At 49.3% G+C, this 16,483-nt stretch carries 13 protein-coding genes; 5 read left to right on the plus strand and 8 right to left on the minus strand.

Annotated elements, in window-relative coordinates; all coding sequences use genetic code 11:
* Positions 1 to 48 precede the first annotated feature (48 nt).
* Positions 49 to 1,329, minus strand: coding sequence for an iron uptake transporter deferrochelatase/peroxidase subunit (gene efeB / locus QP794_RS09145; protein ID WP_285075911.1), 1,281 nt, complete (start codon positions 1,327 to 1,329; stop codon positions 49 to 51).
* A gap of 4 nt (positions 1,330 to 1,333) precedes the next feature.
* On the minus strand, positions 1,334 to 2,230 hold the full coding sequence (gene efeO / locus QP794_RS09150; RefSeq protein ID WP_285075912.1) for an iron uptake system protein EfeO: 897 nt from the start codon (positions 2,228 to 2,230) through the stop codon (positions 1,334 to 1,336).
* A gap of 304 nt (positions 2,231 to 2,534) precedes the next feature.
* Here efeO and QP794_RS09155 point away from each other — a divergent pair, with 304 nt between their 5' ends.
* Both QP794_RS09155 and QP794_RS09160 read left to right on the plus strand, forming a co-directional pair.
* The gene (locus tag QP794_RS09155) at positions 2,535 to 3,449 is read left to right on the plus strand and encodes a hypothetical protein (RefSeq protein ID WP_285075913.1); all 915 of its coding nucleotides are present in this window, start codon (positions 2,535 to 2,537) and stop codon (positions 3,447 to 3,449) included.
* A 272-nt stretch (positions 3,450 to 3,721) separates the two neighbouring features.
* Entirely contained in the window at positions 3,722 to 4,453 is a 732-nt protein-coding gene (locus QP794_RS09160; RefSeq protein ID WP_285075914.1) for a DUF3105 domain-containing protein, read from the plus strand.
* Between the two features lie 194 nt (positions 4,454 to 4,647).
* On the opposite strand, the gene QP794_RS09165 is transcribed toward QP794_RS09160, so the two are convergent.
* Positions 4,648 to 5,601 carry a nucleoside hydrolase gene (locus tag QP794_RS09165; protein ID WP_285075915.1) on the minus strand — a complete coding sequence of 318 codons (954 nt, stop codon included), beginning with the start codon at positions 5,599 to 5,601 and terminating at the stop codon, positions 4,648 to 4,650.
* Positions 5,602 to 5,872: 271 nt separating this feature from the next.
* On the minus strand, positions 5,873 to 8,104 hold the full coding sequence (locus QP794_RS09170; protein ID WP_285075916.1) for an MMPL family transporter: 2,232 nt from the start codon (positions 8,102 to 8,104) through the stop codon (positions 5,873 to 5,875).
* Between the two features lie 180 nt (positions 8,105 to 8,284).
* Between QP794_RS09170 and QP794_RS09175 the strand changes: the two genes are divergently transcribed.
* Positions 8,285 to 8,908, plus strand: coding sequence for a TetR/AcrR family transcriptional regulator (locus QP794_RS09175; RefSeq protein WP_285075917.1), 624 nt, complete (start codon positions 8,285 to 8,287; stop codon positions 8,906 to 8,908).
* An 87-nt stretch (positions 8,909 to 8,995) separates the two neighbouring features.
* Entirely contained in the window at positions 8,996 to 9,595 is a 600-nt protein-coding gene (locus QP794_RS09180) for a GNAT family N-acetyltransferase (RefSeq protein ID WP_285075918.1), read from the plus strand.
* A gap of 148 nt (positions 9,596 to 9,743) precedes the next feature.
* Here the strand turns inward: QP794_RS09180 and QP794_RS09185 are convergent, their stop codons facing one another.
* On the minus strand, positions 9,744 to 10,955 hold the full coding sequence (locus tag QP794_RS09185; RefSeq protein WP_285075919.1) for a serpin family protein: 1,212 nt from the start codon (positions 10,953 to 10,955) through the stop codon (positions 9,744 to 9,746).
* A 287-nt stretch (positions 10,956 to 11,242) separates the two neighbouring features.
* On the opposite strand from QP794_RS09185, the gene QP794_RS09190 reads away from it, so the two are divergent.
* Entirely contained in the window at positions 11,243 to 11,848 is a 606-nt protein-coding gene (locus QP794_RS09190) for a hypothetical protein (protein ID WP_285075920.1), read from the plus strand.
* A gap of 374 nt (positions 11,849 to 12,222) precedes the next feature.
* Here the strand turns inward: QP794_RS09190 and QP794_RS09195 are convergent, their stop codons facing one another.
* Genes QP794_RS09195 through QP794_RS09205 form a run of 3 tightly spaced genes read right to left on the minus strand, consistent with a single transcriptional unit; the run spans position 12,223 to position 16,366 of the window.
* The gene (locus tag QP794_RS09195; protein WP_285075921.1) at positions 12,223 to 14,103 is read right to left on the minus strand and encodes an ABC transporter ATP-binding protein; all 1,881 of its coding nucleotides are present in this window, start codon (positions 14,101 to 14,103) and stop codon (positions 12,223 to 12,225) included.
* Positions 14,100 to 15,827: an ABC transporter ATP-binding protein gene (locus QP794_RS09200; protein ID WP_285075922.1), complete on the minus strand. Its 1,728-nt coding sequence runs from the start codon at positions 15,825 to 15,827 to the stop codon at positions 14,100 to 14,102. Before QP794_RS09200 ends, QP794_RS09195 begins: the two co-directional genes overlap by 4 nt.
* Positions 15,824 to 16,366: a MarR family winged helix-turn-helix transcriptional regulator gene (locus tag QP794_RS09205; RefSeq protein ID WP_053782716.1), complete on the minus strand. Its 543-nt coding sequence runs from the start codon at positions 16,364 to 16,366 to the stop codon at positions 15,824 to 15,826. The genes QP794_RS09200 and QP794_RS09205 overlap by 4 nt, the downstream gene beginning before the upstream one ends.
* Positions 16,367 to 16,483: the final 117 nt, after the last annotated feature.

The following is a 16,483-nucleotide window of genomic DNA, read 5'->3' on the forward strand; positions in this document are numbered from 1 at the left end:
CCCCTACGTTCTCGTGTAAATGTTTAGTTCAATCTATATAGCTATTTATTAAATTAAGGTGTCCCCAATATATCCGCCATTGGTAGTCCCAGGGAAACAGGCAAATACAGCACTGCCTGTGTGCACGGTATATTCGTTCAGCTTATCGTTCTTTGCCAGCCGTTCCTGAATCGGAATAAACTGCTTGTCCAGATCCCGTTGATAACTAATGAACAGCAAGCCTGCATCCAGCTGTCCGGTCTTGGCATCGAGTCCACTCGAATACGAGTAGGAGCGGCGTAAAATCTGCTGGCTGCCATCACCCTTCGCTAGACGCAGATGTGACGTTGCCGGAATGACAGGCTGTCCATCTGCGGATTTGGCCTTCAGATCTACCGGATCGAACTCGCCGCGGCTGCCGAGCGGCGCTCCGCTGTCCCGGTGGCGTCCAAAAGTCGCCTCCTGATCTTTCAGTGTGGAGCGGTCCCACACCTCCACACGCATGCGAACCCGGCGGACGGCCATATAGCTGCCACCGGCCATCCACCCCGGACCGTCAGCCGGCTGCGCCCAGACGGTCTGGTCCATCAGCACCGCATCCGTTGTATCCGGATTGCCGGTGCCATCCTTGAAGCCGAGCAAGTTGCGCGGTGTTCCACCCGCAGGGTCAGCTCGGCCCGTGCGCTGGAAGCCTTCCTGCGTCCAGCGCAATACCGCATGCCCGCGAGCGATGCGCGCGAGATTGCGGATGGCATGGAAGGCGACCTGCATATCGTCTGCGCAGACTTGTACGCACAGGTCGCCACCACACCACTGCGGGTCCAGCGCATCTCCGGTGAATGCCGGGAGATCGCGCAGGCCCTTGGGCTTCCGGCCCTGCAGCCCGAAGCGCCCGTCAAACAAAGAGGGCCCCACACCAAACGTCAACGTAGTTCGTGACGGTGTCAGGCCTGCCGCTTCACCCGTATCGGTGGGCGGCGTATTCAGCGTTGTATTATGTTCGCCGATCATCTCTCCGGCGGCCATGGCAGCGGCAGCCGCCGTCCAGTTCTTGAACAGGCGGCGAAGGTCATCCGCACTTCCCGCCGTTACATCAAAGGCGGCAAAGCAGATGAAATCCTGAGCCGGGGTAATAATGCCCGCCTGGTGCTTGCCATAGAAGGGCAGTGCCTTGTCCGGCGTGTTCACGTCCACACCCAATGTCGCCGGACTGCTTTTGCGGCCCAGCGCCATCAGACCACTAGCACCGCCTCCACCCAAGAGCAGACCCAGTCCGGCCACACCGGTCAGCTTCAGCATTTCACGCCGTGACAACGGCTTTTTCAGCGAATCCTTTTTCTGCTCGGTCATCGTTCTACACTCCCAGTACCTGTCCCATGTTCGACAGTGGCTCGGCCAATGCATCCAGGTTCTGGCTCAGTTTTTTCACGTCCTCATCCTTCAGCTTCTCATAGGAAACATACCCGTCTCCATCCTTGAATGGAGCAAGCTCTTTCTCGAGTGCATCGAATCGGTCCGCAATCTGTTGATTCAGATCTTTGTCCCTGGCAGCCAGATCATCCTTGAGCAGGTTATAAATCTCGCGTGCTCCCTCTACATTTGCTGCAAAATCATACAAATCCGTATGGGAATAACGTTCCTCTTCACCGGTTACCTTGCTGGAGGAAACCTCATTCAGCAGTTCTACCGCACCCGTTACCATCAGGCTTGCATCAATGTCCATCGTCTCAACTTTGGCACGCAGCAGCTTCGCATCACTCAACAAGGCATCCGCAAACTCAGTCATGCCTTCGGTCGTCTTATCTTCCCAAAGTGCTTTCTCAATCCGGTGGAATCCGCGCCAATCGGCTGCCTCCACATCTCCGTCACGCGCGTCGATATTCGGGTCCAGATCCCCAAGCGCCTCGGCTACCGGTTCAATTCGTTCATAATACATACGAGCTGGTGCATATAATGATTTGGCAGTCTCCAGATTACCGGCTTTCACTGCATCCGTGAACTTCTCCGTTTGCTTCACGAATTCATCAATCTGCTCGATTGCAAATGCGCGATAGCCATCCACTGCGGTTGTATAATCGTTCCCGGACGCTTCCTGATCTGCTGCAACTGCAGTTTCTGTGGAAGTTTGATTTCCGCTTTGAGCAACAGGCGTTTCTCCCTGCTTGTCCGAAGCTGCTTCATTGTTGCCGCAAGCGGCGAGTAAAACCGAAGTTGCCAGCACAACAGCCGGCAATGCCAATATTTTTTTCAACACGATACACTCCTTATTGGTTAAACTGATTTGCCTATACGTACACCGCACATATTATGTCGATGAGTACAAAGCTTGGATTAACGTTCATTTTATGATAATGATTATCAATTTCGGTAATGACATCATAATTCCAGCGTTTACTTATGTCAATATGAAAATAAGGGACCAGTTTAGCCGCATACTCATATGGAAAATACCGGATACTATTTCCTTTGAAAACATAGACAAACTTCGTCATCAAACGTTAAAATGAGACAAAATGTCTATATGATCTTAATTAATGAAATTGGAGGCTCATGTCATGAAATGCCCAGTATGTAATCATGAAAATGGAAATGCCAGTTTTTGCGAGAGGTGCGGCTCTAATCTAACCCCTTCCTCCCCTAATACAAATACTTCTCAGGATCAACATTCTGCTGCTGCCGAACCTGAATATACCCGTTGGTCCAGCACACAGGCGGCACCGTCCCATACTCCCGTTTCATCCAGCACACCTTCTCCTCCCAGACCTGTACAGCACGTATCTGACTCTTCCAGCACAGACGGCCATACGTCTTCGGAAGACAACAACACCAATCAGTGGAACAACATCGTACAAAATGAGAAAGTTCAGCAAGCCAAAGAAGTAAGCAAACAGTATCTATCCTATTTCCTTAGCGTTCTCACCCGTCCTTATCAAACCATGAAAACCGTTGGAGAACAGCATTCACTTAATGGTTGGATTACGATGGCTCTGATCGCAGTTCTATCCTCTACATACGTTTTGATCACATTTAGCCGGATGGAAATGGACGGATTGTTCATTGGCGGGTTTATCAGACCGTTGCTGTTCACCGCCATTTCTCTGGTCGTAGCTGTCGCATTGATCTATGCCATATTGAAGATTGAAAAAATAACGTTTCGTCCCAAAATACTGGTTGCCCAGTTCGGTACATTACTCGTACCTGCTATAGCGTCGCTTGTTCTGGCGAACCTGTTTATTGTTATCTCGTATTCCATCGCCATCTTCTTCCTTGTTGTTTCATATGTAATTATCTTTGTATCTCTTAACGCGGTGCTGTTCCAGTATCCGCTTAATCGTACCAAGGCAGCCATCGACAGCATGTACAGCGTGCTGATTGCCAACGTTGTTTTATTTTATATGTTATATCGCTTGATCGGCGGAACGATCATTGGAATGATTAGCCTGATGTTTTCTCCATACGGTCGTATGTAGTATCTAGTTCAAAAAGCTTTTACGAAGACTCTCCCTGCTTTTCCAAGGAGGGTCTTTTTTGTGTTTACACCGTCGCAGATTGCACTCGTTGCGTTTTATACACTATAATGTGTAGTGTAAAAGGTATGTTCTTTTTTACGTAAGGATCGGAGGCAAAAAAAACACTTCATACTCACACGGACTATTACTTTTATTATTGTCATTAACACTACGATATGTAGTGTGATGTTCATACAATTTTACTAAGAAAGGCAGAGAAAATCGATATGAATATGAATCATATGCAAATGGAGCACGAAGCAGGCACATCCTACCTGTGGCTTATCGTCGGTGCAGTCGTTCTATTGCTCTCCATTGCAGCTTATATCTGGTCTTCACGCACCCAGAAGTCTGTACTGGCACATATGAAGAAGAATGAACGAGCTGTGATTAAAAAGAAATCCAGGTCCATCCGCCTGGCTGCTCATGCACTACTGGGAGTGGCGATCATTGCTTTTGTTCTTTTCTTCATGCAGGGCGCACTTACCAAGTATGATGTTGCAGATCTGAATTCTGGTGCTGCGATCGACGTGACCGACGATAAATACTATGGGGCAGATCATACGGAAGAACCGATCCAATATGAGATGACCATCCCGACGTCGGGACCTCATAATCCGCATGATATCAAGTTTGGATTTTACACCGATTTCCCCGGATATCCTTACCTAGTACATAATCTGGAGCATGGGGATATCATCATTTATTACCGTGAGAACGCAAGTGATGAACTGAAGGAGCATCTGAAATACCTTGCCAAGTTCCGCAAAGCTGGATCAGGTATCCTCGCTGTCCCGAACAAGGACATCCCCGAGGGCAGTGAGGTTGTTGTGACGGCATGGACCAAAACCATGAAGCTGGACCAGTTCGATGATGCCAAAGTAGGTACTTTTATTAATAAATATATTAATCAGGGGCCTGAGAAGATTCCTGCCTCCATTCGTCAGGGCGGTGGAACGATGTAACGAGCACTTCCGCTGATTGCTTCAACATTTGAACACGAGAAATTACCCATCTCGTTGTAGAGCGGGGCGAGTTGAATAGGCACCAGGGTAACATCAACAAAGCCGCATGGCGGAAACCGGGGTATCCCGGCTACTCTCCCTGCGGCTTTTTGTTGTTGTACCTTTAATGGAGGCTGGCCTCGCGGCTGCCTGAATTAGTAGCGCTGCGGAGCAGCTTTTTTGCCCAAATCCGTCATGTACGTGAAGAAAGCTTCCGGATCAGTATCATACACGAGCTGTACTGGACGTCCATCTGCTTGTTCCACTGTACGACCTTGGCTTGGACCATCCGGGATAACGATACAGTTCACCGTTTTCTTCTTCACGATGTCCTCACGCCCAACCGAAGCTGTAGTCAGCACATCCCACAGGTAGTATGTGGAATTCGTTTCACTGTACACCAGTGGCGGGCATCCTGCGTAACAGTTGCCCAGGAAGTCAACGCCTTCGAAGCGACGCTCTGCAGCCCAACGGTTACGCACAGCAGGTGTCAGAGGTACTTTATTCGTACTTTCGAGCGCAACCAGATCAATCTGGATGCCGCTCTGCCATACACGGTAAGCTGCTTCCGGGTCCCAGAATACGTTCCATTCTGCTGTACCATCATGCTCAGGCTCTTCGACGTTCCCTCTTTCGAACGTACCACCCATCCACACCAGCTTGTCGATTTTCTCTTCAATGTCTGGTGCTTCGTCAAGTGCACGCGCGAGGTCCGTCAGCGGTCCTGTGAACAGAAGCAGCGTTTTGCCTTCGGTGCTGCGCACTTTCTCAATCAGATGCTGGTGAGCCGGAACGGCAGACAGAGGAGCTTCCATTTTGCCGGATTCGTTCAGTACTGGAAGTGCATCTACATAGAAGGAGTGCAATCTCCACGCCGCAGGAAATGGATTTTTCCCTCTGGAGTTGGATTTTGATACCTCTACGGAATATGTGCCGAAGCGATCGATAATTTTACGGCTGGCATCTGTAGCTGGCTCCAGATATCCGTCTGCCGGAATAACCGATACACCGGTTACATTTACATTGTCCATTTGCAGAAGCATGAACAGCGATACGAGGTCATCCACGCCGCCATCATGGTTAAAATACACATTAAGTTGATTCGTCATGCTAGTTTTCATCCTTCCCCCTGGTTGTCCCATTGATGTTCATCCCGTCCGTCTGCCTGTGGCTGACGTTACCTCTATTATGTCCCATAACCCTTGGCTACGTAAACCTTCCACACGCAAAGAAAGCAGGAAACACGCCTGATTCTACGGATATTTTACAGTTTAACCTTCCATCTCAGACCTCGCTGCCCCACCTAACTATTGAAAATGGTAAAAAGACAAGGACAGCAGGCTTGTGGCCTCACTGTCCTTGTCTGAATCCATCCATTGATTACATGGATTGATTTTGTTTGTCTTTGGCCTTCTCTGCTACAGGCGCATATTTGCCTGGCCAGAAAGCCCATTTGCCCAGTAAAGCTGTAATTGCAGGCACCATAAATGGTCGAACGAGGAACGTATCGAGCAAAACACCCGCAGCCGTGATGATACCGAATTGCACCAGCACCTGAATCGGCAGTGTTGCCAGTACGGCAAACGTACCTGCAAGAATCAGACCTGCGGAAGTAATAACAGACCCGGTTTCGCCCACACCTTCCTTGATCGCTTGGCGAAGGGGCATCGTTTTGCGTTTTTGCCAGATGCTTGAGATCATGAAGATGTTGTAGTCCTCACCCAGCGCCACGAGGAATACGAAGGAATACAGCGGAATCGCTCCCTGAATGGCGTCTGCTCCCAGTCCATAGTGAATAATGAGCCAACCCAGACCCAGTGCGGAGAAGTAGGACAGGACTACTGTGGCAATCAGATACGCCGTCGCTACAACCGAGCGCAAATATAACAGGAGCAGCAACGTGATCATCCCAATTACGACTGGAATAATGATGCTTGCATCGCGCTCTCCGGTGACTTCGATATCATACTGCTCAGCCGTCTGACCGTCGATCCAGACATGGCTGTCCACACCTGTAATCCCTGCATCTGTTAACGCCTGTTCAGCCGTTGCCCGCAGATCCGGGATATGCTGCATCGCTTCCATGGAGTATGGATTGAGATTGAACTCTACATCGTAAGCAGTGATGTTCGCATTCTCGGCACCCTGCTGCGCTTCACCTACCTTGCTTACATAATCCAGCGACTCCAGACGCTGTTTCAGATCCGTTTCTTTGCCCTCGGTGTCGATAATTACTTTGGCAGGAGCCAATTCACCTTCCGAGAACTGTTCCCCAATGACCTTAAAGCCTTCGCGAGAAGACACATTCTCGGGGAAGGATGATAGCAAGTCATACGTGAATTTGATTTGGCTAGAGAAAGCAGCCAGCCCACCCAACAACACCAGCGTAATCGCAAGAACTGTCCAAGGTTTGGTTACCACCGTACGTCCAATCCAGCTTTCCTTGATTTTGCGCGGTGCAGGAGCCGGTTTGCCTTTTTTCTTGGCACGCTCCACTTCCATGTCGTGTGTACGCGGTACAAACGGATAGAAGGAACCCCGACCGAAGATCGCCAGCAATGCCGGAACCAGGGTCAGGCTCGCAATAAACATGATGAAGATGGATAAACTGAATGGTACGGCAAAACGGTGATACGCACCGTATTCAGCGAACAGCAGCACCAGCAGCGCTGCTACAACTGTAAATCCACTCATGGCAATTGCACCGGACGATCCGGTAATCGCCTGGAAGAGTGCTTTCTTTTTATCCGGCTCATGATAGAGAATTTGACGGAATCTGGAGATCATGAATAGGCAGTAGTCCGTTCCTGCACCGAATAACAATACCGTCATAATAGAGATAGACTGCGCGTCCACTGTAATCCAGCCCTGATCCGCCATAAATCCGAGGATCGGACTGGTGACCATATAAGCGAACCCAACCGCAATAATCGGGATAATCGCCAGTACTGGCGAACGGTAGATCAACAGCAACAGCACAAGTACCAGCACAACGGTTGCAATCAGCAAGGATACATCCGCAGATGAGAACAGTCCGCTCGCATCAATCGATATCCCAACCGGACCTGTCACCCGTGCACTTAGTGCGCTGGCATCATCGATGGCAACGTCAAATGGGTCGGAACCGAAAATATCTTTCGTTTTCTGCTCCAGTGCTTCAATGCCTTCCTTTAGCTGTGACGAATCAGCTTCCTTATTAAAAAAGAGCGGCATAACCAAGGTGCTTCCATCTTCCGAAAGTTGACCTTTCAGAGCCTGTGGCGGCATTTGATATAGAGGTACCACCGATTGCTGCTGCTCGACCGGATCCTGATCCAGTCGCTCCGTTAACGCTTGAATGTTCTCGATCTGTTCATCCGTCAGCCCGCCGGCTTGACGCCATACGATGAGAGCAGGAACGCCTTCGCCGCCGGGAAATTCTTTCAGGGCAACTGCTGCCGCCTGCACCGATGGCTTGGATTCACTCAGATCCTGCGCGTTATTCGTTTCACGGTCACCTACAGCAGGCCACACCACACCAAGAACAACCGCGATGATGATCCATACCAACAGTGTAATCCATTTGCTTCGTTTGCCGGCAACCCAGCGGCCGTAGCCCGAACCTTCTTGCATTGTCTCTTCATCTCCCTATTCTGGTTCTATGAAGCCGTTATTATGTGATAAATATAGAAATGAACCACGGGTCATAGTATAATTGATTTAATTATATATACCGGAAGGTTAATATTGCAAATACTAATTTTGTGAACACTTTTGTACAGCCAACATGAATAAGTAAAGAGGTATGCAGCCATGAGCAATAAAACAAACCCTCCCCGCTCGCCGGGCAGGCCCAAAGCCGGTGCCGATCAGGCATCAGCCCAGTCAAAAATTTTGATGACCGCCTCGCGGTTATTTATGGAATACGGGTATGAACCCGTCTCCCTTCAGCAAATTGCCTCGGTATGCGGTGTGACTAAAGCATCGATCTATTATCATTTTTCCAGCAAACCTCAGTTATTCACCGTCGCCATCACCAACATGATGGCCATGGGTATGCAGCAAACAGCTCTTCGTATGGATGCACCCGGTACATTGCAAGAGAGGCTGGAGAAAGTCGCAGAAGGACGGATGCAGCAATCCCACGTCGATACCGAGACCATGATGCGTGAAGCCAATACGTATCTGGATGCAGATCAGCTGGCCCAGATCCGGGAAGCCGAGGTCCGCATCTATGAAGTCCTCGCCACCCACTTCAAACGGGAGATGGATAGCGGATATTTACGTTCTGCCAATCCCATGCTGCTTGCTCACGCATTCACGTCCTTGCTGATGCTGGCAAATCGAGAAGGCGTGCGCGACATGCATGAAACGATTGCCGATCTGGCACGTGAGCTGGTCGCTTTATTTTTGGACGGAGCCGCTCACAAGGAGTAAACATCTTTCCAGGCCTTTGCCAATGCGGCGATCTGCTCGATCGTCTCGCGTCTCGGCAGCAATTTGAACTCACAGGAGGAAAAACCCATGTCCCAACCAACACCATCCCCACGCATTCCACGTCTAATGGAAACGAAGCGCATCTATCTGCGTCCTTTTGAATCGACAGACGTTGATGGCTATTTCCCCGGATTGTTTGACGCCGAGATGCGCAGACTCACCGGGACACAAAACAGCTTCACCCGTTCCCAAGTAGAACGTTACATCGAAAACGCGGCACAAGATGACTCGCGACTAATGCTGCTAATTGCCTTGCAGGAAAATGACCAGGTCATCGGGGATATTGCCCTAATGGACATGCATACCAAAAATCGGAGTGCGCACATTCGGATCGCTATCGATAACACAGAAAACCAAGGCAAAGGCTATGGAAGCGAGGCTCTGCTACTTATGCTGGACTATGGCTTTGGTATCTGCAACCTGCACCGAATCGAGCTTGAAGTGTATGCCTTCAATCAGCGTGCAATTCGTACATATGAGAAGCTCGGATTTCAACGCGAAGGTGTACGGCGAGATGCCTTGTTTTACAATCATCAATATCACGATGCCATTCAGATGAGCATACTTGAGGATGAATTCCGGGAACGGCACGTCAGTATTGCTAGCAATCAGGTAGCGGAGAGCTAACGATTAGTCCATTTACCTGTTCAAAAAGAAAAAACCGCGGATCCACAACCATCCCCGGTTAGAAAAGATGACCCGCCAGCACCGAAGCTCGGCGGGTGTCTTTATATTCAAGTGAAAGAACGATTTGGAAGGAATGCCTTCACTGCGCTTAATTCTCCTCAAGTGGTTCCGGGTTGTAAATAGATCCAGCAAACACCCATGCGCCTGTAGCCTCATCTACTACAGCGACCATAAATGGACGATTCACATTCATCTTCACCGGATCTGTTGGTGGAGCACTTCCAGCCTCCATTCCCACCATTGTTGCAGCAGCGGCTACGGTACCTTGCTCGTTAACCTCCATCACGGCGCGATGCTGTATCTGACCAATGTATGCCTGCAAGTTCGGCCCGGGAGAAATCATTCCCGTGAAATTAGCAGCATAAGGGTCAAAGGCCATTTCCATACCCATCTGTTGCAGCGTTTCTCTCAGGTTCACGCCATACTCCGCACGAAAAAGCGGCAAGGACAGCTCAACCAGTCTGTATTCAGAGCCAGCATCCAACCGTTTCGGAGCATCCAGCAACTGCTGCTGAACCTGATCCAGCGTACGTCCCTCTCGCGGCAAGACGACGAGCAGATGCATCTGTCCTTCTCCGTAAGGAAGCCTAACCGCCTGCCAGTCCTCATTCTCCGAGTATTGGAACTGCTTCTTCTGATGCATCATCCGCACAGATAGTGCCTTTCCATTTGCCAGCTTGAACTCGTCGTCCGTCGTGTACTCCGGGTCAAACTCATCCATCCAGTTGCCATCAAATGCAATAGCATTCACCAGAATCATCAGCGCTTCTTTTTCAGGCGGCTCCTGCATCAAGTTTGGAATCATGCCTTCGGTGTGCTGCTTCACCCATTGATTGATCTCTTCTTTTGCTTGTGTTGGTTGTCCATTGAGTGTCCTGAGCTCAGCTTCATAAGCTTGCTGTATGGTAGTTTTGTACGTTTCCTCTACCGGAATTCCGTCCTTCATCCACATAGAGTTGGCGATGCCAATCTCAATTCCATTACCCGGATGGGTCAACAACTGCTGTAAAGCAGCCTGAGAAGCATTCACTCGCTCCATTTCTAGCCCCGACCAACCCATCACCTCCGCCATCTCTTGCCTAGTCTCACCTACGCTACCGTTATAGGCCATGCCAATCGCCGCCGAAATGCTGTAAGGGGAGATCAGCAGATTATTTCCGTCACCCTTCTCTTTGGCGCTCATCTGTTGAAGGATGTGCAGCCCCATGGTATTCATCGCTTGGATTCTTTCGGGCTCGTTCTCTTTCAGAGCAGCATTTCGTTCTGACTCGGATAGCTCCTGATCCGAATTGAATTGCATCTTATTCGGGTCCTCCTTTGCCGAACAGCTTGTAATGATTAGCCCACATATACAACATAATACCAGTAGCGCTCCTAACCTTGTATGCATCGTAATCCCCCCTCATCCGTAATACTCAGATACCTGTCATAGCGATATTTATTTCCTTTTTTTACTAGACGTACGATTGAGAAAAAAGGTTACTTTACACTCATATGCCAAGGTCACCAATTTCTACTGTAGAAAACACCATTCAAAACGACTCAAAACGGTTATATCTATACCATATACGAATGGAGGGATTCCCTATGATTCCGGCAACGTTGGAACAATTGGAGCAAGTTCGCAAGGAATGCCGCACCATGGTCAAAAAGAGAGCTACCGCTTCCGCTGGTACAACACTTGTTCCTCTTCCCGGTACAGACGTACTGGCCGATGTTGGGATGCTCATGCAGCTATTGCCTGCCATAAATAATAAATTTGGATTATCTCAAAAGCAGCTCGATGGTATGGACCCTGAGACCAAATCCATGATTTACGGATTCGTCATGTCGATTGGAAGCAAAATCATCGGACGTATGGTCACCAAGGAATTGGTGGTACAGGTCCTGAAAAGAGTCGGGATACGCGTAGCCACCAAATCGGTCGCCAAATTTGTTCCGTTTGCAGGGCAGGGATTGGCTGCCGCGCTCAGCTTCACAGCCATGCGTTATGTCGGCAACAAACATGTTGATGACTGTTATGAGGTCGTGAAACGCATGATCGAGCAGCGTGAACTGATACCGGGCGAGCCGGCACCTTCTGCGCTTGAGGAGTCAAACGAAGATGCAAAGCTGGAAGTAAAGACGTCATCCGGCGACAACGCAGAAGCACCTGCGAAGGAGACTGACGATCAGCAAGAAATAAATAAATGATTCGTTATAGCAGTGGATAAACGTTTAACGAATCGAGCACGCTCTATTTCGTCCAATTCCACCATTCCTGTGTTGTAACGAACCTCAGACACTTTATTTCCTCATTCGGTGCGACTTTCACTGCTTTTTTACTACTCTTCTGCGAATTAGCGTGTCTCCAGTTCGTTAGCTTTGACATTCCACGCTTTTCCCCGATATAAGGTGTCCTCGATTCGTTAGCGTCGGGAGACAAGACACCATACCTTGCATCGTACCTTGCACCGTACACTGCATCGCATGATACACACTGCCTCCGCCCACAAATCACACCATTGGGCAGACAAATAGCCGGGATCACCCAGAGGGTGCCCGGCTATTTTTAACGCTGACAGCGATCAGATTGCCTGTGGCTGCTGCTCACTAAACTGACTGTTGTAAAGATCAGCATAGAAGCCCTGTTTCTCCATCAGTTCCTCATGATTGCCCTGCTCAATTACGTTACCATGATCCATGACAAGAATCAGGTCGGCTCCGCGAATGGTGGACAATCTGTGGGCAATTACAAAGCTGGTGCGATCCTTCATCAGATCATTCATCGCTTTCTGGATGAACACTTCGGTCCGTGTATCAACACTGCTCGTGGCTTCATCCAGAATCAGAATGGCCGGATTCGCCAGAATCGCTCTTGCAATCGTCAGCAATTGCTTCTGACCTTGGGAAATGTTCGATGCTTCTTCATTCAGCACCGTGTCATATCCATCAGGCAAGGTACGAATGAAGTGATCCGCATGGGCCGCATCGGCTGCCTTGATGACTTCCTCTTCCGTTGCACCTTCTCGGCCGTATGCAATGTTGTCACGGATCGTTCCGTTAAACAGCCAGGTGTCCTGAAGCACCATCCCGAACAGGCTGCGTAGCTTGCCGCGTTCCATGTCCACGATATTCACGCCATCAATCGTAATTTGGCCATCCTGAATTTCGTAGAAACGCATCAGGAGGTTGATTAGCGTGGTTTTCCCCGCTCCAGTCGGCCCGACAATGGCTACCGTCTGTCCCGGTTTTACATCAATATTCATATTTTGAATGAGTAACTCATCCGCTTTATATCCAAAATTCACACCGTGGAATGCAACCGCACCCTGTGGTTGCTGCAATTGTACTGGTTTCGAAGACTCTGGAACCTCTTCCTCTTCATCCAGCAATTCAAATACCCGCTCCGCTGAAGCGATCGTGGATTGAATGATATTTGAGATGTTGGCAATCTGGTTAATCGGCTGCGTGAACTGACGGGAGTACTGAGTGAATGCAAGAATATCCCCGATGGAGATGGCACCACGCGTAACAAAGATCCCGCCGACCACACAGATCAGCACGTAACCAATGTTACCTACAAACGTCATCAGTGGCATGATAATACCCGAGATAAACTGGGCTTTCCAACCGGACTCATACAGTTCTTCGTTGACTTTTTCGAACTGCTCTACCGAATGTTCTTCCCGGCCAAAGGCTTTAACCACCTTGTGTCCGGTGTACATTTCCTCAACATGACCATTCAATTCACCAAGTGATTTCTGCTGGCCGGCAAAGTGTTTTTGCGAACGGGATGCCACCAGCATAACAACAACTACACTTAACGGCAGTGTCAAAATGGTAATAAGAGTCATCCATGGACTAATCGTCAGCATCATGATGATAACCCCGACAATGGTGACGACAGACGTAATGAACTGCGCCAAACTTTGCTGGAGTGTATTACTGATATTGTCCACATCGTTTGTTGCCCGGCTTAATGTTTCTCCGTGGGTACGGGAGTCAAAATATTTCAGTGGCAGACGCCCAACCTTGGCACTGATCTGCTCACGCATGTCATACACAACTCGCTGAGCTACACCAGCCATCAGGTACTGCTGGATGTACATGAAAGCTGCACTAAACAGATAGAGCCCCACCAGCAGATACAATACTTTCATCAACGCAGGAAAATCAATTCCGGCCCCCTGCACACCCCGAAGGATGGCAATAGCGCCTTGGCTTAGAATATCCGTTCCTTCCGCCATGACCTTCGGACTGATGATGCTGAACACGGTGCTTAGAATGGCTGCGACCAGCACACCCAGCAAACGATAGCTGTGGGGCTGAAGATACCGCATCAAGCGGCGCAGTGTACCTTTGAAATCCTTCGCTTTTTCCACCGGAGGCCGCATGCCCATTCCGCCTCCCGGATGACCCGGTCCGCCAGGGGGACGAGGTGACTTGCGTTCTGTACGTTCACTCATGCGATCTCCTCCTCTGTCAGCTGGGAGGATACAATCTCGCGATACACTTCATTGTGCTCCAGCAGCTCTTTATGTGTTCCTGAACCGACAATCCGTCCTTCATCCATAACCAGAATGCGATCGGCATTCATAACCGTACTTACGCGCTGTGCCACAATAAGCACTGCTGCTTCCGTCGTTTCGGACTTCAGGGCAGCACGAAGCTTGGCATCCGTTTTGAAATCGAGAGCCGAGAAGCTGTCGTCAAAAATATATACTTCCGGACGGCGTACAAGTGCGCGTGCAATGGACAAACGCTGCTTCTGTCCACCAGATACGTTGTTGCCTCCCTGCGCAATGACGCTATCGTAACCGTCTTTCATTTCCGTAATGAAGTTCTCTGCCTGGGCCGTTTGAGCGGCATGAACAATTTCCTCCATCGTGGCGTCATCCTTCCCGTGGCGGATATTCTCCGCAATTGTTCCGGTGAAAAGGACCGCCTTTTGCGGTACAAAGCCGATTTTGGCCCGCAGATCTTCCTGCCGAAGCTCACGGACATCTGTTCCATTCAACCGTACACTGCCCTCCGTTACATCATAGAAACGTGGGATGAGACTGAGCAATGTAGATTTCCCTGAGCCCGTACCCCCAATAATGGCCGTGGTCTCACCTGGACGTGCTGTAAATGAAATGCCTGACAATGCAGCATTTTCTGCACCCGGGTAACGGAATGTCACGTTATCGAACTCGATCGTACCTTGCAGTGCACTCATGCTGCGAGGCTGCTCAGGGTTACTCAGATCCGGCTGCATATCCAAGACTTCGTTGATCCGCTCTGCCGAAGCTGAAGCTCTTGGAATCATGACAAAGATAATGGAGACCATAATGAGAGAGAACATGATCTGCATCGCATACTGAATAAACGCAATTAATGAACCGATATCCATATGCCCGCTGTCGATACGCTGTCCACCGAAATAAAGGATGGCAATCATCGAAAAGTTCATCACCAGCATCATGACAGGCATTAATGTCGCCATGAGCACATTCACTTTAATGGAAACGTCCCGCAGATCCGTATTGGCTCCATTAAAGCGGGCACGTTCATGTTCCCCACGATTAAAGGAACGAACGACACGAATCCCTGTTAATTGCTCACGCAGGACCAGGTTGAGTCGGTCCAGCTTTTTCTGAATTTGTTTGAACAAAGGCAGACCCTTCGCACCAATCAGTGCAATGGCTCCTGCCAGCACAGGCAAAACAACCAGGAAGATGGTCGATAATTTGGCATCCTGGGATACTGCCATAAAGATACCACCGATACACATCATTGGAGCCATAACCATCATGCGCAGCATCATTGTTAATACGTTCTGAACCTGTGTAATATCATTTGTGGTACGGGTAATCAGCGAGGCTGTACCCAATTTATCAAATTCCTGCAGTGAAAAGTTCTCCACATGGCGGAACACTCTGCTGCGCAGTTTTTTGGCAAATCCGCCCGCTGTGCGGGAAGAAAGATAACTGGCTGTTATGGAACAAGCTGTACCTGCAATCGCGATCAACAGCATCCAGCCGCCAATCTGCCAAATATATGGCACATCCCCTTTTACTATACCGTGATTCACGATATCCGCCATCAGGGTCGGCAAGTACAGTTCAGCTAATGACTGTAACAGCACCAGACTCAATATGAAGAAAATGGGGATTCGGTATGGCTTAAGCATGCGAAACAGTTTCATCATGGCTTATCATCTCCTTCTGTAGACGTATCTGTCTGTTGAGAAACTCGTGTATCAAAAAAGGTGTACACCTTGGTTAACAACTCCGCTAATTGAAGACTGTCTTCCTCACCCAGATGCTCAACAAGCTTATTGAAAATCTCCATGCGCTCCTGATGAGCCGCCCGAATAATTTCACGGCCTGCTTCAGTAATCGTAATGCGAACTGCGCGGCGATCCTCCGGGTCCATGGTTCGCTTAACCAGTCCCTCGTCCTCAAGCCCACGAATGACAGGAGTAATCGTCGGTGATTTCACGCGTAATAAAGCACTAATTTCCGATACTTTCAGTCCTGGATGATTCGATTGGATTGTGTCATTGAAATCAGGCGGATTGTCCTTCCAGTTCAACCGTTCTCCCGGATGCATGCCGTGAAGCAAACTGCCCAGTACCATAATTTCATTATGATTGCGCCCATGAGGTTTATGCTGTCTCCATTTGCCTTTACTAAACTGCATGATGGAGTATAAAACTTTCTGGGCGACCGGATTTATACCAGTCATCAATGTCCCCCCCCTTATTTTTATTATCATTCCATAGAGACCCAACATCATAGGATATCTATTAAATAGCATTCCAATTAAATAGCCAATCAATTAATTAGGTGTACTAAGTATATT

Source organism: Paenibacillus sp. UMB7766-LJ446, assembly GCF_030226665.1.
Taxonomy (GTDB): Bacteria; Bacillota; Bacilli; order Paenibacillales; family Paenibacillaceae; genus Paenibacillus; species Paenibacillus vandeheii.